At 40.9% G+C, this 17,882-nt stretch carries 21 protein-coding genes; 1 reads left to right on the top strand and 20 read right to left on the bottom strand.

Annotated features, from left to right (window positions below; all coding sequences use genetic code 11):
• Positions 1 to 66: 66 nt before the first annotated feature.
• From C6347_RS10980 to C6347_RS10950, 7 genes are all read right to left on the bottom strand, one after another.
• The gene (locus C6347_RS10980) at positions 67 to 792 is read right to left on the bottom strand and encodes a hypothetical protein (protein WP_034661080.1); all 726 of its coding nucleotides are present in this window, start codon (positions 790 to 792) and stop codon (positions 67 to 69) included.
• Between the two features lie 18 nt (positions 793 to 810).
• Positions 811 to 1,014, bottom strand: a complete 204-nt coding sequence (locus C6347_RS10975) for a DUF2768 domain-containing protein (protein WP_034318888.1) — start codon at positions 1,012 to 1,014, stop codon at positions 811 to 813.
• A 266-nt stretch (positions 1,015 to 1,280) separates the two neighbouring features.
• A complete protein-coding gene (locus tag C6347_RS10970) occupies positions 1,281 to 2,318 on the bottom strand; it encodes an NAD(P)H-dependent glycerol-3-phosphate dehydrogenase (protein WP_066030722.1) in 1,038 nt (345 codons plus the stop codon).
• Between the two features lie 14 nt (positions 2,319 to 2,332).
• Positions 2,333 to 3,643 carry a ribosome biogenesis GTPase Der gene (gene der, locus C6347_RS10965; protein ID WP_034661082.1) on the bottom strand — a complete coding sequence of 437 codons (1,311 nt, stop codon included), beginning with the start codon at positions 3,641 to 3,643 and terminating at the stop codon, positions 2,333 to 2,335.
• Between the two features lie 159 nt (positions 3,644 to 3,802).
• On the bottom strand, positions 3,803 to 3,997 hold the full coding sequence (locus C6347_RS10960) for a capping complex subunit for YIEGIA (protein WP_003215794.1): 195 nt from the start codon (positions 3,995 to 3,997) through the stop codon (positions 3,803 to 3,805).
• Between the two features lie 6 nt (positions 3,998 to 4,003).
• Entirely contained in the window at positions 4,004 to 4,888 is an 885-nt protein-coding gene (locus C6347_RS10955) for a YIEGIA family protein (protein WP_034661083.1), read from the bottom strand.
• Entirely contained in the window at positions 4,885 to 5,487 is a 603-nt protein-coding gene (locus C6347_RS10950) for a YphA family membrane protein (RefSeq protein WP_223249886.1), read from the bottom strand. The genes C6347_RS10955 and C6347_RS10950 overlap by 4 nt, the downstream gene beginning before the upstream one ends.
• A gap of 120 nt (positions 5,488 to 5,607) precedes the next feature.
• Between C6347_RS10950 and C6347_RS10945 the strand changes: the two genes are divergently transcribed.
• On the top strand, positions 5,608 to 5,739 hold the full coding sequence (locus tag C6347_RS10945) for a YpzI family protein (RefSeq protein WP_106071641.1): 132 nt from the start codon (positions 5,608 to 5,610) through the stop codon (positions 5,737 to 5,739).
• Between the two features lie 53 nt (positions 5,740 to 5,792).
• On the opposite strand, the gene fni is transcribed toward C6347_RS10945, so the two are convergent.
• From fni to C6347_RS10880, 13 genes are all read right to left on the bottom strand, one after another.
• The gene (gene fni / locus C6347_RS10940) at positions 5,793 to 6,860 is read right to left on the bottom strand and encodes a type 2 isopentenyl-diphosphate Delta-isomerase (RefSeq protein ID WP_060596749.1); all 1,068 of its coding nucleotides are present in this window, start codon (positions 6,858 to 6,860) and stop codon (positions 5,793 to 5,795) included.
• Positions 6,861 to 6,874: 14 nt separating this feature from the next.
• Complete coding sequence (gene rpsA / locus C6347_RS10935; protein ID WP_034661087.1) at positions 6,875 to 8,026, bottom strand: 30S ribosomal protein S1; 1,152 nt, start codon at positions 8,024 to 8,026, stop codon at positions 6,875 to 6,877.
• A gap of 223 nt (positions 8,027 to 8,249) precedes the next feature.
• Complete coding sequence (gene cmk, locus C6347_RS10930) at positions 8,250 to 8,927, bottom strand: (d)CMP kinase (protein ID WP_106071640.1); 678 nt, start codon at positions 8,925 to 8,927, stop codon at positions 8,250 to 8,252.
• Positions 8,928 to 8,998: 71 nt separating this feature from the next.
• On the bottom strand, positions 8,999 to 9,181 hold the full coding sequence (locus C6347_RS10925) for a YpfB family protein (protein WP_034661090.1): 183 nt from the start codon (positions 9,179 to 9,181) through the stop codon (positions 8,999 to 9,001).
• Between the two features lie 63 nt (positions 9,182 to 9,244).
• Positions 9,245 to 9,892, bottom strand: coding sequence for a flagellar brake protein (locus C6347_RS10920; RefSeq protein ID WP_106071639.1), 648 nt, complete (start codon positions 9,890 to 9,892; stop codon positions 9,245 to 9,247).
• Positions 9,893 to 9,994: 102 nt separating this feature from the next.
• Positions 9,995 to 11,344: a germination protein YpeB gene (gene ypeB / locus C6347_RS10915; RefSeq protein WP_034661094.1), complete on the bottom strand. Its 1,350-nt coding sequence runs from the start codon at positions 11,342 to 11,344 to the stop codon at positions 9,995 to 9,997.
• A gap of 16 nt (positions 11,345 to 11,360) precedes the next feature.
• Positions 11,361 to 12,281 (bottom strand): spore cortex-lytic enzyme, encoded by a 921-nt coding sequence (sleB, locus tag C6347_RS10910; RefSeq protein WP_060596751.1) that lies wholly within the window; start codon positions 12,279 to 12,281, stop codon positions 11,361 to 11,363.
• Between the two features lie 133 nt (positions 12,282 to 12,414).
• Positions 12,415 to 13,071: a glutamic-type intramembrane protease PrsW gene (prsW, locus tag C6347_RS10905; protein ID WP_060596752.1), complete on the bottom strand. Its 657-nt coding sequence runs from the start codon at positions 13,069 to 13,071 to the stop codon at positions 12,415 to 12,417.
• 155 nt (positions 13,072 to 13,226) lie between these two features.
• A complete protein-coding gene (locus C6347_RS10900) occupies positions 13,227 to 14,198 on the bottom strand; it encodes a YpdA family putative bacillithiol disulfide reductase (RefSeq protein ID WP_034661101.1) in 972 nt (323 codons plus the stop codon).
• A 123-nt stretch (positions 14,199 to 14,321) separates the two neighbouring features.
• Complete coding sequence (locus C6347_RS10895) at positions 14,322 to 15,596, bottom strand: Glu/Leu/Phe/Val family dehydrogenase (RefSeq protein ID WP_007500982.1); 1,275 nt, start codon at positions 15,594 to 15,596, stop codon at positions 14,322 to 14,324.
• Between the two features lie 195 nt (positions 15,597 to 15,791).
• Positions 15,792 to 16,373 carry a genetic competence negative regulator gene (locus C6347_RS10890; RefSeq protein ID WP_034661102.1) on the bottom strand — a complete coding sequence of 194 codons (582 nt, stop codon included), beginning with the start codon at positions 16,371 to 16,373 and terminating at the stop codon, positions 15,792 to 15,794.
• A 165-nt stretch (positions 16,374 to 16,538) separates the two neighbouring features.
• Positions 16,539 to 17,327: a metallophosphoesterase gene (locus C6347_RS10885; RefSeq protein WP_034661982.1), complete on the bottom strand. Its 789-nt coding sequence runs from the start codon at positions 17,325 to 17,327 to the stop codon at positions 16,539 to 16,541.
• A gap of 87 nt (positions 17,328 to 17,414) precedes the next feature.
• Positions 17,415 to 17,867, bottom strand: a complete 453-nt coding sequence (locus C6347_RS10880) for a DUF2663 family protein (RefSeq protein ID WP_060596753.1) — start codon at positions 17,865 to 17,867, stop codon at positions 17,415 to 17,417.
• Positions 17,868 to 17,882 lie beyond the last annotated feature (15 nt).

The following is a 17,882-nucleotide window of genomic DNA, read 5'->3' as shown; positions in this document are numbered from 1 at the left end:
AGTATGTTTAGCCATAAAAAAACCTTTCTCCTCATTTATATGCAGAGGAAAAAGGTTCATTCTTGTTTATGACGTCTTTTTTTCTAAAAAGTCAGGCTCACCTTTTTTGTTGATGGTATATGGGACAGAAAACGCGGGTACAAACGGGGTTTCCTGCCAATAGACATCTTGAATGTTTTCACCTGGTTTGAGCTTTTGTTTCGTATTCTTCAAAATATGAGCAAAATCACTTCGGTAGTCCACATAGATTTCGCCATTTGATGAAATCAGTAACGGGAGGGAATTCCCCGTCACCGGACTCATGACCGTAGGCGGCGATTTTAAGCCTAGCTTTTTTTCATTTAACGTATATAAATTGCTTGATACTACTTTGCCATATGGCGGATATGTATGTTCATCTTGATATATTTTGATTCTAAGCCGTAATTCACTGATGGTTTGCGTCATTTTGACATCAAGCAGTTTCACCGTTGGTTTTTTTTCGACGTCTGTGAGGACATACATATATTCGCCCCCGCCTTCAAAAGATGTAGACGGTACATCGTGTAAATATCTTGGTGACAAGCGCTTAAAGTCGATGACGTACTTCTGATAAACCGGCGTGTCTGCTTCTTTCGTTTCAATCGGCAAAAGGCCATTTGTTGCTTTTTGAAATTCCTCAATCGCTGTCTGAACGCTTTGCAGCTGTTCTTCATATGGCACACGGTTTTCAGTTTTGCGATTTTCTGGATACAGACATCCTGTTAGTAAAATAAGTGCTAACAACGTGACACTGACTTTTGCTTTGATCATCACATTCTTCCTTTTTCTTTATTCATTGACCGGCCCGCTAAATACAACTAAAAACACAATGATACCTGATATAAGCATCAAGCTGTATGCGACGGTCGAGGCTGTTATTTTAAGAAACCGGCTTTTCAGCTTAAATCGACTGAAATAAATGGTTACTACGGCTAAAAACATGAGCCCCATTGAACCAAGCGCAAACCACATCTTGATTAAAGCAAAACTCATCGTGCCTGTCCCCCTTCAAAACGAACAAATTGTAAGCGTTTATATTTCATTCTAAACCAAAAATAAGGTAAATATCAATCATTTTTCCAATCATTCAGAAAAAAGCGCATAAAAAAACTGAAGCAAAGAGGGGGACTCTGCTTCAGTCATTAAATCGACTATTTTTCCTCATTCTGTAGAGGCAAAGCTCTATTCAAACTTCATTGCTATGTTATGCAAGTCTTCCCCTTCTTGCATCCTCTACATGCCTAAGTTCAGTCTTCCATTTATTTTGTTTGGTTTTCAAACATGTTCACAAGGTCTTCCATTTCATGTGTTTTCACACGTGCCATCAATGATTCTACAGCATCGTCGACCTTTTTCCCTTCAAATAAGACGTGGTAAAGCGCCTCTGTAATCGGCATGCTGACCTTGTATTCTTTGGAGAGCTGATAAGCGCCTTTTGTTGTACGTACGCCTTCAACAACCATCCCCATTTTTTCAAGCACTTCTTCAAGCTTATACCCTTTACCAAGTAGATTTCCGCAGCGCCAGTTACGCGAATGAACACTTGTACATGTCACGATCAAATCTCCCACGCCTGTTAATCCGGCAAATGTCAGAGGATTTCCTCCCATTTTTGTACCGAGACGTGCGATTTCAGCGAGTCCTCTAGTGATGAGCGCCGCTTTCGCATTGTCACCATATCCAAGTCCGTCTGTGATCCCTGCCGCAAGAGCAATGATATTTTTCAGTGCTCCGCCAATTTCTACACCAATCACATCAGGGTTTGTGTATACTCTAAAGTTGTTGTTCATGAACAAATCTTGAACAAATTGAGCCGCTTCAATATTTTCTGATGAGACAGTGACAGTTGTCGGATGACGCAAGCCTACTTCTTCGGCATGGCTCGGCCCTGATAAGACAACAACAGCTTCTCTTTTCTCATCTGGGACTTCTTGTTCAATCATTTGAGATATTCTCAGAAGTGTATCTGGTTCAATCCCTTTACTTACATGAACAAACGGCACTTTCGATATGATCAGCTCATTTGCCTGCTTTAATACTTCACGAATGGCCTTTGTTGGCACAGCGACAATAATAGCGTCTGTCCCCTCTAACGCCTGCTTTATGTCTGTCGTCGCCTTGATAGACGCTGGCAGTGCGACATTTGGCAAGTAATCATGATTTTCATGTTTCTCATTGATTTGGTCAATGAGCTCTTGTCTATGTCCCCACATGTGTACATCATGATGATTATCAGCTAATACAAGAGCAAGAGCTGTCCCCCAGCTTCCTGCTCCAAGTACTGAAATTTTCTTCATTCTGCTCACCCTTTTTATTTTCTCGCTCTCGCAAATATTTTAATCGGTGTTCCTTCAAAACCAAATGCATCTCGAATGCGGTTTTCTAGGAAACGTTCATAAGAAAAGTGCATAAGCTCTGGATCATTTACAAACACCACAAAGGACGGAGGCTTAATAGCCACCTGTGTCGCATAGTAAATTTTCAGACGCTGTCCATTATGAGTCGGTGTTGGATTCATTGCCACTGCATCCATAATGATATCGTTCAAAATATTCGTTTGAACGCGCATCGCATGATTTTCACTAGCTGTAATAATGGATGGCATTAACGTATGAATTCTCTTTTTCGTGAGAGCAGACATAAACAAGACAGGTGCATAATCCAGGAATTGAAAATGCTCGCGAATGTTTTGCTCAAATTCCTTCATTGTACGCTCATCTTTTTCAACAGCGTCCCATTTGTTCACAACGATCACAACAGCTTTACCAGCTTCGTGTGCATAGCCTGCAATACGTTTATCCTGCTCAATAATGCCTTCTTCACCGTCTAGAACAACAGCGACAACATCAGAACGATCAATGGCTTTTAATGCACGAAGCACACTGTATTTCTCTGTTGTTTCATATACTTTTCCTTTTTTCCTCATACCTGCTGTATCGACAATGACAAAGTCACGCTGATTGTACGTAAACATCGTATCCACAGCATCTCTTGTTGTACCAGCGATGTTGCTCACAATGACCCGGTCTTCTCCAAGCATTGCATTCACTAAAGAAGATTTCCCTACATTCGGGCGGCCGATTAAGCAGAACTGAACAACTTCTTCAGCATACTGTGTATCCGGTAAATTTTTGAAGTGTTCTGCGACAGCATCAAGTAAATCACCTAGACCTAATCCGTGCGTTCCAGAAATCGGATACGGTTCGCCAAACCCTAGCGCATAAAAGTCATACACGTCACTTCTCATTTCAGGGTTGTCCAGTTTATTGACAGCAAGTACAACTGGCTTTTTCGTGCGATATAAAATTTTTGCGACTTCTTCGTCCGCAGATGTGACACCATCTCGGCCATTCACCATAAAGATAATGACATCCGCTTCATCCATTGCGATTTCTGCCTGATGGCGAATTTGCGCTAAAAATGGCTCATCTCCAATATCAATTCCACCAGTATCTATTAAGTTAAAGTCATAATTTAACCATTCAGCAGAGCTATAGATTCGATCTCTTGTTACACCAGGTGTGTCTTCTACAATCGATATTCTTTCGCCTGCGATTCGATTAAAAATTGTAGATTTTCCAACGTTGGGCCTTCCAACAATGGCTACGACAGGTTTACCCATAGTACCCTTCCTTTCAATCCAGCCGCGATTCAATATGTTCATCATCATGTTTCAACCGGGATTTAAAATTTTCATTCAGTTTTATAAAATAAACCCTTCAAACATGAAGGGTTCAACTTATATATTATATCAATTTTTAATCAGACCACAATGAATAACTTAAAAATGTTTGACAATCAAGTAAAGATCTTCTCCAATTCCGTGTGCAATTCCATCTAAAATGGCCTCTAAATTCATGGCGTACATGTCGAGTTCTTCTTTATTTTCACAGAAAAAAACGGCTGTTCCGCCCATGACCCGCTCTTTATTTGTTGTAGCCACAGCGAGTATAAATTGTTCAATGGTGTTCGCCATGCTCTATTACCTCACTTTCTTTTTTATGAACTCTGTCGGCATTCTGATGGCATTTTCTAAAATAGGCACTTCTTCCAATACACGGACAGCCAAATCTTCACGATACCATTGCGGTAAAATGAACACGCCAAGTGTGCCGTTATTTAGATCACGTTTTGCGAGCGGACAGAGCGATGGTTCACCAGAGTCGCGATACACACCAAGTACGTTGGATAAATCAAATAAAATGGCTTGCCGCTGCCCAAGATTGGCAATCGTTGTGGCTGAGTTGAAATTTTTCGGCGTCAAAATAAAGCCCATCCCATGCTCTAAAATGAGCTTTTGCTTTTCGGGCAGTCCGATATTCATGATGTAAATATCATTTACATAAAGCCCTGCCCCATCAAAGCGAAGCTCTCCTTTTTGTATATTGACAATATCCTTTAATTGACTGCCAGACATTAATAGCTTTGCCAAGAAAAAACAAAGAATACCGACCACTGTCCCAATAACGAGCGAGAAGAAAATACAGGCTGTGGTCGTAATCAGTGCCGTGAGAATCGCAATATAATTCCGGCTTTCAAAGGCAATGGCAATGCCTTCTATATATGTACTGCCTCTTGAGACTAGCTCATATGAATCCATTTGAGTTAACGTATTTCTTTCCATATTGCGGACGTCTCGGAATTGTGTGGCCGCCAGCGTGAGAAAGGTAATCGCCGTAAATTCCTCCTGAATGAGTGCAGGCATAATGATCGCACCAAGTCCTGAAGCGATAAAACCAAGCGCAATATGAATCACTTGTCCATGAATATACGTGGGGTATTGCCGGTAATCTGTTCTTAACATATAAAGTCTGGCCGCCATCCCAAAGATGACACCAATAATCACAGGAAACGTATAATCCGTCATGTTGATTTTGCAGCCCCTTTTACTGGTTTTCTTGATGAACGGGCGTTCAAGAGCTTTTCAAGCTGATCGACACCTAATAGGAAGATGGACCCTTGAACAACAAGGGACAGAAAAGAGAGATCTCCTATGACAATCGATGATGTCAGGCGGTGAATCGTCAGCGCATAAAGGGCTTCGCCAAGACATACAGACATCATCCATAGGGTGACTCGTTCTGTGAAATGATGTCCATATGTCAAAGACATCAAGATCAGCAAGGCAAATACGACCCAATCCACTTTTATTAGCGTGAACCAAACCGGGTCATATAATGCAAAAATCATAAAAAAGGCATATGCGCTCACCATAGAGCCTAATTGCATGATTCTCATCATTTGATGGCCAGACCGGAATATAACGAAACCTGCACATGCATATAAAAAGGTCATCAAGTACCCCGCATTGAGGCTCATATCAAACATGGATACCATGAAATGACTACATATAATATGGACGAGGACACAAACGCCTAGCATACTGCGCCATGAGCTTTTTTCCATAATAAATGTCACCATAATCCAAACGAACCATATGGACCAATAATAGTACAAAGCCTCCAACGTCTCATCACCTCAATTACATTATGGGAAAATCCCCAATTTTTAAACGTAAGGGATCGCTTTGAACATTGTATGAAATAAACAAGAGGTGACACCCTAATAATTGAGGAGGGATGCATAATGGGAAAAGATAGACAGGAAAAACGATTAAAGGCATCAAAAAGAGTGGAATCTGACCGTGATCAATCCATTCATCATAAAGGGGCAACAGTATTAGAAGGTCCAGATAGCGCACGAAGAAGAAATCAATAAAAAAAGGCATGTGATGACCACATGCCTTAGATGTTTAGGGGCTAAACTTGATTTTAGTCCTTTTTCTTCTTTGATCTTAAACTATAGTACGTTGTGTCGATGCCTCTTTCTTTGAGCCAATGACTTGTTTCCCCGGAAATGACAACCTGGGTTTTTCTCAGTTCTTCAATGGTCTTCACGCCAAGCACTGTCATCATCATCTTCACATCTTCTTGAAGATCTATGATATCAGCGATGAGGCCGCTCTCCCCTCCGCCAGTCAGTGATTTTAAGAAAAAGCCAGCTAGACCAGCAGCGGATGCGCCAAGAGCAATTGATTTTGTTACATCAAGGGCGTCTTGTATACCTCCGGAGGCTAAAACCGTTTGATCTGGAAAACTTGTATGTACTTCAGCAAGACTCGCTGCTGTTGGAATCCCCCACTGGTCAAAATAATGAAGCGCTTTTTGGCGGCGAAGATTTTCGATCTTTGAAAAGTTCGTACCACCAAATCCTCCTACATCAACGGCCGCAACTCCAGCATGAAATAACTTTTTTGCCGTTTCCTTGCTCATGCCAAATCCGACTTCTTTTACGACAACAGGCACACCAACTGATTCAGCGATGGCTGCGATGCGCTCAAGCGCCCCCCTGAAATCACGGTCTCCTTCAGGCATGACGATCTCTTGGATCACATTTAAATGAATCTGGAGCAAATTGGCCTCCAGCATCTCGACTGCTTCCTCCGCTTGCTTAATCGATGCTTCACTGCCTAAGTTCGCAAACACAATTCCATCAGGATTGACTTTTCGAACAACTTCATACGTACGTCTTTCTTCTTTATCTTTCAGTGCAGCCATTTGTGATCCAACTGCCACCGGAATATTCGTTTCCTTCGCTGCGATCGATAAAGAGCGGTTGATCTCATAGGTCGACTTTCCGCCCCCGCCAGTCATTGCATTGATAAAAATTGGCGAACCGAAAGTCAGTCCGCCAATTGTCGTATGTGTATCAATTTGTGATGTCGCAAGATCTGGTAGACCGACGTGAACGAAGGAAACATCTTTTAAACCTGTTGCTGCATGCTGTCCAGTGGACAAGGCATGTTCAATATGCTGCTTCTTTCTTTCTGCTCTCGTCAATTTTGATCACCAAATTATTTTAATTTATTAAGCTTATCGCCGATCAGGTCACCAAGCTGGAATCCGCTTGTGTTTTCTTCTTTCGCCTGATATTGACGATAATTCTCTTCGATTTGTTTTTCAGGATTTTCTTCTAAATCACGGATGCTTAATGAAATGCGCTCTTCATCTTCATTCACATCAAGCACTTTCACTTTCACAGTCTGCCCTTCTTCAAGGACTTCTTGCGGTGTACCGATATGTTTATGAGAGATTTGGGAAATATGCACAAGTCCTTCGACGCCTGGCAGAATTTCAACAAATGCACCAAAGCTCACAAGACGTTGAACAGTTCCTTCAAGCACATCACCTTGTTTTACCTTTTCGCCAATCTGGCTCCAAGGTCCTGGTAATGTTTCTTTAATAGATAGTGAGATACGTTCGTTATCACGATCAACAGCAAGTACTTTGACCTGGACTTCCTGGCCTTCTTCCACTACGTCAGATGGCTTTTCAACATGCGCATGGGATAGTTGAGAAATGTGAACCAATCCATCAATGCCGCCAATGTCTACAAATGCACCAAAATCAGTAAGGCGCTGCACTTTACCATCAATCACACTGCCTACTTCAAGCTTTTGCAGGAAGTCTTGCTTTTTGTCTAATTGCTCTTGCTCCACTACTGCACGGTGCGAGAGAATCACACGATTTTTTTCGCGGTCAAGTTCGACCACGACAAGTGAGAGTGTTTTACCTTTGTAGTCTGAGAAGTCCTCTACATAGTGCGCTTCTACAAGAGATGCAGGAATAAATCCACGCACACCAATATCTACGACAAGACCACCTTTTACAACGTCTTTTACTTCAGCTTCAAATACTTCTTTTGTCTCAAACTTTTTCTCTAGGTCTTCCCAAGCGCGGTCTGCATCAACAGCACGTTTCGATAAAATCAAAGCATCGTCTTCGACTTTTGTTACTTTAAGCTCTAACTCGTCGCCATCTTTCACGACATCTGATGCTTTTTCAACGTGAAGACTTGATAATTCACTGATTGGGATAATCCCAGGCTGTTTCACATTGACGATATCTACATTGACATGCTTGTCCTCAACTTTAGAAACAATCCCTTTCACTACATCTCCAACCTCTGGTACCTGAACATCGATTTGATTCATTTCCTCTGTCATTTCGATAACCTCCTTGGTCCAAACCTACACAGCTTAGTTAAAACGACTGGGCGAATATGTGTCTTAAGCATGATGATTACCAGCCGAATATGTATTAAAGAAACATTCAAATCAATATAATTGCTTGAATGATCAATAAAAATAGTATTAGTATAAACTTCTAATAAAAGACCTTGTTTGTCAAGAGATAAACCTCTAACTTATTAAAGTTTTCTAAAATTTCTTACTGTTTCTCCACGCGGTCTGCTGCATCTAAAATTTTACCTGCTACCTCTTGAATGGAAAGAGAAGTTGTGTCAATTTCAATGGCGTCATCCGCTTTCTTAAGTGGCGAAACTTCGCGCTCAGAATCAAGTTTGTCACGTCTTGCAATCTCTTCGATCAGCTGATCGTAATTGACATCGTAGCCTTTTTTCTGATTCTCTTCAAAACGGCGTTTTGCTCTTTCTTCTACTGATGCAAGCAAGAAAATTTTCACTTCGGCATCTGGAAGAACGTGCGTACCTATGTCTCTTCCGTCCATAACGACACCGCCTTTTTGACCAAGCTCTTGCTGCCTGCGGACCATTTCTTCCCGAACAGCTCTGTGCTTTGCGACAACCGATACTTGGTTGCTCACGCGGTCTGTGCGAATATCCTCTGTGACATCGGTATTGTCTAGATGAACTTTTTGACCCTCGACCGTTGAGACCAGATCAATCACAGTTTTTTTTAGTAATGCATCAAGTGCTGTTTCGTCCTCAAGGTCTACACCATGATTAAGTGCCGCAAGTGTAATCGCGCGGTACATGGCACCTGTATCGATATAGATATATGATTTTTTTGCTGCGACAATTTTTGCCACAGTGCTTTTTCCTGCTGCAGCAGGACCGTCAATTGCGATAGATAATTTCTTTTTCATAATACCTCTCCTTGATTGAATCTCCCTTATGAATTGTAACACGATCACCGCTCAAACGGGGGAATTTTCTATCAATCCTTCTGCTTAAACGTTTCGATCCAATCTTCAATGCTCATGTTATTTACACCCTCGTATTGCACGACTTTTGACAAAAAGAGTTCTCCTTTTGTCAAATGAAGTGTGATCTGAACGGCTAATAATAAGACAAGCTGAATGAGCACCGCTTTCAATAACCATCTTTCCATTGTCTTCATACAAAAAGCCTCCACGCTAGATTCTTTCACCTCTAGTATGGAAGCTTTTAACATCCTTTATTCTTATGCTTTTTTTACCCGTGTTAAAAGCTGCTGCTGGAAGCAGTACTTCATAATGTGCTGCTGGTGGTCATTTGTAATCTCAGAAAACTCCATGATCGCTCTTGTTTTGCCAGTCTGCTCATCTTGATATACTCGATTCATCTCTGCAACCGCTTTAATTTTCACAGGCTCTTTCAGCGGAAGTTCAAACTCTGTGACCACTTCTCCGTATTCTTTCAATGAGACACCTTCAGGAACAGCAATTGCTAAGCCGCCAGCACTCATATTGACAATAAACGTGTCAAAGGCTTCTTCATCCGTTTGCGTGATCGCCGCTTTGACCATTGTATCGACTCTCAGGTATTCTCTGCGCTGAAGCCGAATCATTTCTTCTCTTGGCGGAATGGAAATGACAATCATCGGAATATCTTCTTTCCTCTTTCCGATGACTTCGCTTGTACATTTGTATGGAATTTGATTTTCATCGAAAAAGAAAACGGTGATTTCTGTTTGCTGGTTTAAATAGATCGTGCGGCCCGTTTCTTTATCAGCTGGATAATTAATGCAAATATCATCGTTATTATTTTCCAAAACTTTCGATTTTGCAATTTTCACTTCTTTGTTCTCATTGACGTATTCAATTGTGATTGCATCCCCTATTTGTAACATTCCTCATCACTCTTTTCATCTGTGAAATCATATCCTCTCCTATATTAAACCATGTATAAAACAAAAGGAAAAGGCTTAGTCGCCTTTTCCTCGCTTCCTTTTCTATAGGTCTTTATATATAGGTTCTGCGTTTTTTAGTTTATCTACTCGTTCTTCTTTTCCAGTATCCGCATTAATGAACATTCGGTACGTATCGTTCTTAATAGTTCCGAGGAACTCATAGCACAAAACTTCCTCTGACATATCATTTTGAACAATCGCTACATGAGAATCTTCGATTTTTACATGCTGATTCAATGTTTTCTTCGCTTCTTTTTGTGAGATTTTAGGTGCTTTTATGTCTCTTGTTTTATGATTCGTTAAATAGTCTTTCGCTGAAAATCCAACCACCTCACCATCATCTAATGCGACCTTCATGCGTATACTATCTGGATAAAGCAGTACATTTTTTTGAAGAGGTACATAGGTAAATACACCGATATTATCAAATTGCGCGCTTTCATCTAAATGGAACGACTCTGCATCAAATCCTTGCTTCTTTAAGAAGCTGAGTGCTTTTTCTGATGCATCATTTAAACTGATTTTCTGTTTTTTTACGTCTCGATTTTGAAGAAGGTAGACTGGGTGCCCTCCTTTTTCAGTCAAGTCTAAATAGAAATTCGCTTTACTATCAGGATCTGACATCGATAAGCTGTACACATCTCGATTGGTTTTGCTTCCGCTTTTTCTGACCTTAAAATGTTGATTATGATCAGGTGCGAATTGCTGGGCAATGCGTATCGCTTCTTTCTTTGAGATCTTTTTCCCTTTTAAATGATTGTAGCCACGTGTTTCTGATTCTGTCGACACATTTGTCGGACCGAGATTGACATCCGCAAATGCATCTGCATTTCTCTCGACTGTTTTCAACCCGTCAATGATGGTGTTATCATTCTTTCGGTCGCCATCAGCAAGCGCCATTTCAACATCCATCCATTTTAAATTTTTATTGAGGACAAGGTGCTGTACTTGTCTCAGTTCGTTTTGGATATCAGCCGCTTGATGATATAAAGACGTAATGGTTTTGTGCGTATTTTTGTTTAATGGTTCATCTGATAAGGATTTGACTGATGATTTGTAGCTAAAGTCTCCGACATTCGCCAAAAATTCTTCCGTTTTGTTAAAAGGCATTAATGTGAGCGGAAGCTGACTCACATTGTTATGTGCTTCTGATGACATTCTCCATACATCTGCAAGTGCTGGTGAAATCGACGTTTGGCTGTTCATCGCAAGCGTTGCCCCAAGTTTGTCGTGCAGCTGATCCACTTGGTATGTTAAATCGTGAAAAGCCCTTTGATAGTTGTTCTCTGCGTGCAGCAGCACTGCGTCTTTTTCTTGATGCTCTTTATAGCCCCAATAACCTGTTGAGATGACAGCAATTCCTAAAATGGCAATCAATATTCCTCTGATCATTTATTTACACCTCTTTTTATTCGCAGAAAATATGTTTCCCGATTCGTTTAATTTGTGGTCTTCCCCAAATCCATGGACTGGTTGCTGTATCAGGATTAAAGTAATAGACGGCGCTCTCAGACGGGTCCCAGCCGTTAATGGCATCAAACACAGCCTTTTTAGCAGTGTCATTTGGCGACATATAAAATTGACCATCCGCCACAGCTGTAAACGCAAGCGGTTCAAAAATAACACCTGCGATCGTATTTGGAAAAGTCGGGTTGTTCAATCGGTTTAAGATAACCGCAGCGATCGCCACCTGACCTTCATACGGCTCGCCTCTTGCTTCGCTATAAACAGCTTGTGATAAGAGCTGAATATCATTACTAGAAAAACCACCTGGCATGTTGGCTGCCGTTTGTTTCGGTGTTTGGTTTGCTTGCTGATTGCCTGACTGATTCCCAGTCTTTCCAGATGTCCCGCTTCCTCCGCTTTGACTTTTTTGATTCTCTTTTGCCCCTTGAGCTGTCTTTTTTTGTGAGCTTCTTTTCGCAGAAGCTTTTGTTTGCTGATCAAGAGGTTTCCCGCCATAATGGGTAAACTCATTCCCCTTTTGCAGCTGCTGCTGAACAAAGTCTTTATAGTATTTTGTCTTTTGAACTAATAGGCTTTTTGTTTGTTTACCTACAAGTCCATCGACCTTCTTTACACCATATTGGCTTTGAAAGTTGCGAACGGCCCAGTACGTCCCCCAGCCATATACACCATCAATTTTGCCATTGTAAAAGCCATTATATTGGAGCCGTGCTTGCAGCTCGACTACATCTTCTCCTGTTGCACCTCGCTGGATGACTTGACTGGTGAAGGCTTCACTTTTTTCAGCTGACATCAGTGAAGCTGCGAGTAGAACGATTGAGAAGATAAGGACGATTTGTTTCATGAAACGAGCTTTGTCCATATTTGATCCTCCTGTACTTTTGATGTTTGAATATATATTTCTTCCGATCCCTATTTTTATACATTCATCACAGGAGTGAATTGGATGAAAAGACAAAAAAAACGCCCTATCAACTGATAGGACGTTTTCCACATTAAATTTGCACCATTTTCACGGAACGAGCCTTTTTTGCTTTCCGCAGGCCAAACCACCATAAAAAAATCATGAATGGCAGCATAATATATCCCCAATTTCTCATGCCAAGAAGAATAAAATCATATAAGCCGTGAAAAAGTACTGGGAGCGTTAAAGATAGGATCAACCATTTCACTTGCTCTTTTTTTGCAGAGAAACGGGCTTTCCCAATATAAAACCCCATCACAACACCGAATAAAGCGTGACTTGAGACGGGTAATAAAGCACGGGTGAACGCATATTCAACCCCATGCCCGACCAAGTAAAGAATATTTTCAAGTGTTGCGAAACCAAGTGAGACACTTGTTCCATATACAATCCCATCATAGTGTTCGTCAAACTGGGCATGCGCATAGACGCTGACCATTAAAATAAACCATTTTAAAGATTCTTCTAAAAAACCTGACGTCACAAATGAAATCAAGATAGGGTTCGTTGCAATATGCTCCTCTTGAAGGACATATTGAATAAACATGGTTGGAAACACAAGTATAACGCCTAGCATAAAAGATCTGATGACCATGTGAACCGGCTCATTGTCGTACTGATCTTTCAAATAAAAATAACTTAAAAGTGCGATGCCGGGAGCTAAACCTGCTGAGATGATTGCGATCATAACCAGACCTCTTTCCCTACATTATCCTTCATTATCGTACCATGATTTACCCTTTTTTTATATGACTCGAGCCCATTTTTATGAAAATATTCTTCTATATAATCCCATTTTATATCAAAAAGAACCGAATCCCTCAGAAGGATCCAGTTCTTTTTTTATCCGTTCATTCTTTTGTTGATTTCTTCTGCAATAAGCCCCCCATGAAACCTTCCATTTTCAATGAAAATTTCATTGGCATTATTTCCAGCTGCAATGACTCCTGCAATGAAAATACCTTCTACGTTTGTCTCCATCGTCTGTTCATCAAATGCTGGACGGCCTGATTCTTGATCAATTGTCACACCCATTTTTTCTAAGAAAGAATGATCTGGATGATAGCCTGTCATGGCAAAAACATAATCACTTTTCACTCGCTCCGTTTGATCTTGCTGGTTTGTAAAAATCACCTCTTCTTCTGTGATTTCCTTCACCTGCGCTCCAAACTCCATTCGGATGGTTCCATTCCGCACAAGCGCTTCAAACTCTGGTAAAATCCAAGGTTTGATGCTAGACGAATATTCAGTTCCTCGATACAGCACAGTGACTCTGCTTCCGCATTTCACAAGTTCTAGCGCTGCATCGACACTTGAGTTTTTCCCGCCGATCACCGTCACATCTTTATCAAAGTATGGGTGTCCTTCTTTAAAATAATGATACACATGAGGAAGGTCTTCTCCTTTGACGTTCATATAGTTTGGATGATCATAGTAACCAGTAGCAATCACGACATAATCACATGAATAGTCGTCTTTTGATGTGCTCACGGTAAAACAGCCATCTTTTTTCGTCACAGCGGTTACTTTTTCAAAGGCATGCACACGCAGGCTTTTTCGTCTGACTACTTCTCGGTAATAAGAAAGCGCCTGGATACGAACGGGCTTGCGATTTTCAGTAATAAAAGCGACATCACCAATCTCAAGCTTTTCACTTGTACTGAAAAAGGTTTGATGTGTTGGGTAATGATAAATACTGTTAACGACATTCCCCTTTTCAATGACAAGTGCATCAATTCCGATTTGCTTGAACGCGATGGCAGCTGATAGCCCGCATGGGCCGCCTCCTATTATGATCGCTTTTTCTTGTTTCATTTGTTCCACTCCTGTCGTTTCAATACAATAACAACTGCTAGCTGTTTGATGATTTGTTCCATTCCATAAAAAAATCTCCTATTTAAGGATAGGAGATTTTAAGGCGCGATGCAAATAAGCCGCTTAAATCCAGCCTCTGAATCGAGAAGCTTCAGCCATTTTACGTACGCCGACCATATATGCAGCAAGACGCATATCGATGCGGCGGTTTTGCGCCATTTCATAAATATTATTAAATGATTTCACCATCATATCTTCTAAACGAGTTTCGACTTCCTCTTCAGTCCAGTAGAACCCTTGGTTATTCTGCACCCATTCAAAGTAAGAAACCGTTACACCACCCGCACTCGCAAGTACGTCTGGGACAAGCAGTACTCCACGATCTGAAAGAATTTTTGTTCCTTCAAGTGTCGTTGGACCATTTGCTGCTTCTACGACAATTTTGGCTTTAATGTTTGCCGCGTTATCTTCAGTGATTTGGTTCTCAATGGCTGCAGGTACTAAGATATCACAATCAAGCTCAAGCAGCTCTTGGTTTGTAATGGTATCGTTAAATAATTTAGTCACGGTTCCAAAGCTGTCGCGCCGGTCTAGCAAGTAGTCAATATCAAGACCATCTTCATCGTATAATCCGCCGTAAGCATCTGAAATCCCTACGATTTTTGCTCCGGCATCATACATGAATTTAGCCAAGTAGCTTCCTGCATTTCCGAATCCCTGTACGACAACACGAGCCCCGTTGATGTCAATTCCTTTTTTCTTCGCCGCTTCTTTGATGCAGATCGTCACACCTTTTGCTGTTGCAGTATCACGTCCGTGTGACCCTCCAAGAACAATTGGTTTTCCTGTAATAAATCCTGGCGAGTTAAATTCATCAATTCTAGAATATTCGTCCATCATCCATGCCATAATTTGAGAGTTTGTAAACACATCTGGTGCTGGTACATCTTTTGTTGGACCAACGATTTGACTGATTGCGCGAACATAGCCGCGGCTTAGTTTTTCAAGCTCTCTAAATGACATTTCTCTTGGATCACAGATAATACCGCCTTTTCCTCCGCCATAAGGAAGATCCACAATACCACATTTTAAACTCATCCAAATTGAAAGCGCTTTTACTTCTTTTTCAGTAACGTTTGGGTGGAAACGAATGCCGCCTTTTGTCGGTCCGACAGCATCATTGTGCTGTGCGCGGTAACCAGTGAAAATTTTCACTGATCCATCATCCATCCGTACTGGAATTTTGACCGTTAATAGACGAATTGGCTCCTTCAGCAATTCATACACTTCTTGCGGATACCCTAATTTGTCTAGCGCTTTATGTATGACGGTTTGAGTTGACTTTAAAACATCTAGCTTATCTTCTGCGTTATGAGCGGCGTTTTGATCGGCTGCCATTAAAATAAACCCCCTAGAAATCTTTCATGATCTACTGCTCCCTTTCAAGCAATAGTATACACCTTCGTACTGGTAAAGCAAAGGTAAAAAACGTTTTTTATCAAAATAAAATATCAGCGTTTATAAATATAAAAAAGAATATAAAAAATACTGTTGTTTCATCACAACAGTATTAAATATAATAGAAAAAAGTGATTAAAAATACATTTGAATCGTTTTCACTGCATCATCTTGCATGATCACTTTTCCATATTCTTTTAGCCGATGAATCGTTAATGTCGTAGGAGAACCAAACTCCGCTAAAATGGAAATGACTGTATCAGCTGACAGTTCTTCAAAATCATCTAGGCTGAGAAAATATTGACCTTCATAATGGTAAACTGTACCCCCTAAAAGTCCAATACGACTTAAACTATGGGACAGTTGAATCACATCTTCAAACGAGGCAAATTGATAGAGCACATGATTACTCTCGTCGAGCTTGACTTGCATCTCAATGTAATCTTCATCAAACTCATCATCATCAGCATCTTCCTGCTGACTCTTTGTGACAATGACGACCATCCCCTGCGCCTGAAGAGAAAATACTTCAACAGCAATCGGTCCACTCGCTTCAAAACCGAGCTCCTGATTCGCCTCGTTCATCATGTCTTTAAACAGCTGATGGACTTTGAACGAATCTTTCCAAAGGTCTTCTTTCGTAAGACCCCGGTCTGTCAGGTCATCTAGTGTGAGAAAAATTTTGATTTTATTATAATTCAGACGCTCCAGTCGCATAACGTTCCCTCCTGCCTCTTCTAAACACACATCATACTGTAGTATATGAGATGATGAGTCATAGGTTCTTAATTTTGTATTCAGTTTACACTGTGTCAAGACGGAAGACAAGCATGAAGCTATGCTTACGGTGACTTTTATGGAAAATATTGAGGGTGCAGCAAGTCATCGCGTTTTTACAGGCATTAAATAGATCAGATGGGTTTCTGGTTCTGCCCCGAGACGCATTGGAATCTTTGTTGTTCCATAGCCATTACTAATGAGAAAAAACGCGCCTTTGACCTGACCTGTTCTTCCTTTTTCATACGGACCAAATTTTCCGATTCGGATCTGACCTCCATGCGTATGACCGCTCAGAACAAGGTCGATTCCCTCTTCTTCACTCATCAAATGATGTACATCTGGGTTGTGTGATAAGAGAATATTCACTTCATCTTTCACAAACTCAGGCCGTATCGCTTCATAATCCGCCTTTTCAAGCCGAATATCATCGATACCTCCAACTTTGATTGGCTGGCCTTCGAAATCCCACACAGCCGTTTCATTTTGCAGAGTCGTGACATCATATGCATGAAGTATCTCTTTAAACTTCTGCTGGTGCAGCTCATGATCATTATTTCCCCAAACAAAATAAACGGGCGCAATTCTTGATAAACGTTTCACATTTTCTTCAATCCTGGCGTAGGGTACACCTTTTTCTGCTAAGTCCCCGCCTACCATAATGACATCTGGTTCTTCTTGTGTGACTTCTGCTAATAATGAGTCACTAATAAGACGCCGGTGTGTATCAGAAATAAAGAAAATCACTGCTGGTCGATCTGATTGAAGCGCTTCTATTGTAAAGTAATGCTTTTTGATGTTGTTTTGTTTTGCCGTTTTCACCATTTTTGCCGTTACACACACACCTGTTGTAACAGCCGCAATGGCGGCAGTAAATCCGATCGCATATTTCATCATAAATGGCTCCCTTGCATATGTTTCGTTCATAAGACGCTTGAATGAAAAAAGACGTTTCAACTATTAAAACGTCTTTTTACACATTTATTTACTTTCATAATAGAGATTAATGTCATATTGCTTCTGCATATAGTGAAAAACCGCTTCACGCTCTTTCCACTGGTCTGATTGCGGCCATAAGTCTGTGCTTTTTTGTATAATCTCACATCTAAGCCGATGATATTCATCCTCAGCCTTTTCCTCTTTTTTCTTATAGTAATAAGATGCGTAAAAAGCAAACACCTCAGCCATTATCCAAAATAGAAAGATCTCATGACCAAGCAGTGTTGCAATCATCGCTTCCGGCTGAAGAGAGCCTCCCTTATTTGCCGTTATTACAAAATAAAACAAAAGAATCGCCAGCGACAATAGGGCTGTCCATTGCCATCTTTTGCACTGCTTAGCAAAGCCCTCATATTTGTGCTTTCTTTTGATCAACGTTTCCATCATTTTCTGTGTCGGCTGATCCATATAGCGGCTGATTACGTGCAATGTCATCACATACACCCTGTC

The sequence above is a fragment of the Bacillus sp. NMTD17 genome (assembly GCF_002998735.1).
GTDB lineage: Bacteria > Bacillota > Bacilli > Bacillales > Bacillaceae > Bacillus.
Note: the sequence above shows the minus strand (reverse complement) of the source record. Positions and strands in the feature narration are given on the sequence as shown.

What these genes read in the sequence shown, in the direction of transcription:
- C6347_RS10970 (WP_066030722.1), bottom strand. Translation starts at nt 2,318, where the DNA reads ATGAAGAAAATTTCAGTACTTGGAGCAGGAAGCTGGGGGACAGCTCTT.
- C6347_RS10955 (WP_034661083.1), bottom strand. Translation starts at nt 4,888, where the DNA reads ATGACGGATTATACGTTTCCTGTGATTATTGGTGTCATCTTTGGGATG.
- sleB (WP_060596751.1), bottom strand. Translation starts at nt 12,281, where the DNA reads ATGGACAAAGCTCGTTTCATGAAACAAATCGTCCTTATCTTCTCAATC.
- C6347_RS10920 (WP_106071639.1), bottom strand. Translation starts at nt 9,892, where the DNA reads ATGTTACAAATAGGGGATGCAATCACAATTGAATACGTCAATGAGAAC.
- C6347_RS10885 (WP_034661982.1), bottom strand. Translation starts at nt 17,327, where the DNA reads ATGAAATATGCGATCGGATTTACTGCCGCCATTGCGGCTGTTACAACA.
- C6347_RS10945 (WP_106071641.1), top strand. Translation starts at nt 5,608, where the DNA reads ATGGGAAAAGATAGACAGGAAAAACGATTAAAGGCATCAAAAAGAGTG.
- C6347_RS10980 (WP_034661080.1), bottom strand. Translation starts at nt 792, where the DNA reads ATGATCAAAGCAAAAGTCAGTGTCACGTTGTTAGCACTTATTTTACTA.
- C6347_RS10900 (WP_034661101.1), bottom strand. Translation starts at nt 14,198, where the DNA reads ATGAAACAAGAAAAAGCGATCATAATAGGAGGCGGCCCATGCGGGCTA.
- ypeB (WP_034661094.1), bottom strand. Translation starts at nt 11,344, where the DNA reads ATGATCAGAGGAATATTGATTGCCATTTTAGGAATTGCTGTCATCTCA.
- C6347_RS10895 (WP_007500982.1), bottom strand. Translation starts at nt 15,596, where the DNA reads ATGGCAGCCGATCAAAACGCCGCTCATAACGCAGAAGATAAGCTAGAT.
- C6347_RS10880 (WP_060596753.1), bottom strand. Translation starts at nt 17,867, where the DNA reads ATGACATTGCACGTAATCAGCCGCTATATGGATCAGCCGACACAGAAA.
- C6347_RS10890 (WP_034661102.1), bottom strand. Translation starts at nt 16,373, where the DNA reads ATGCGACTGGAGCGTCTGAATTATAATAAAATCAAAATTTTTCTCACA.
- C6347_RS10925 (WP_034661090.1), bottom strand. Translation starts at nt 9,181, where the DNA reads ATGAAGACAATGGAAAGATGGTTATTGAAAGCGGTGCTCATTCAGCTT.
- C6347_RS10975 (WP_034318888.1), bottom strand. Translation starts at nt 1,014, where the DNA reads ATGAGTTTTGCTTTAATCAAGATGTGGTTTGCGCTTGGTTCAATGGGG.
- rpsA (WP_034661087.1), bottom strand. Translation starts at nt 8,026, where the DNA reads ATGACAGAGGAAATGAATCAAATCGATGTTCAGGTACCAGAGGTTGGA.
- prsW (WP_060596752.1), bottom strand. Translation starts at nt 13,071, where the DNA reads ATGATCGCAATCATCTCAGCAGGTTTAGCTCCCGGCATCGCACTTTTA.
- der (WP_034661082.1), bottom strand. Translation starts at nt 3,643, where the DNA reads ATGGGTAAACCTGTCGTAGCCATTGTTGGAAGGCCCAACGTTGGAAAA.
- cmk (WP_106071640.1), bottom strand. Translation starts at nt 8,927, where the DNA reads ATGAAAAAGAAATTATCTATCGCAATTGACGGTCCTGCTGCAGCAGGA.
- C6347_RS10960 (WP_003215794.1), bottom strand. Translation starts at nt 3,997, where the DNA reads ATGGCGAACACCATTGAACAATTTATACTCGCTGTGGCTACAACAAAT.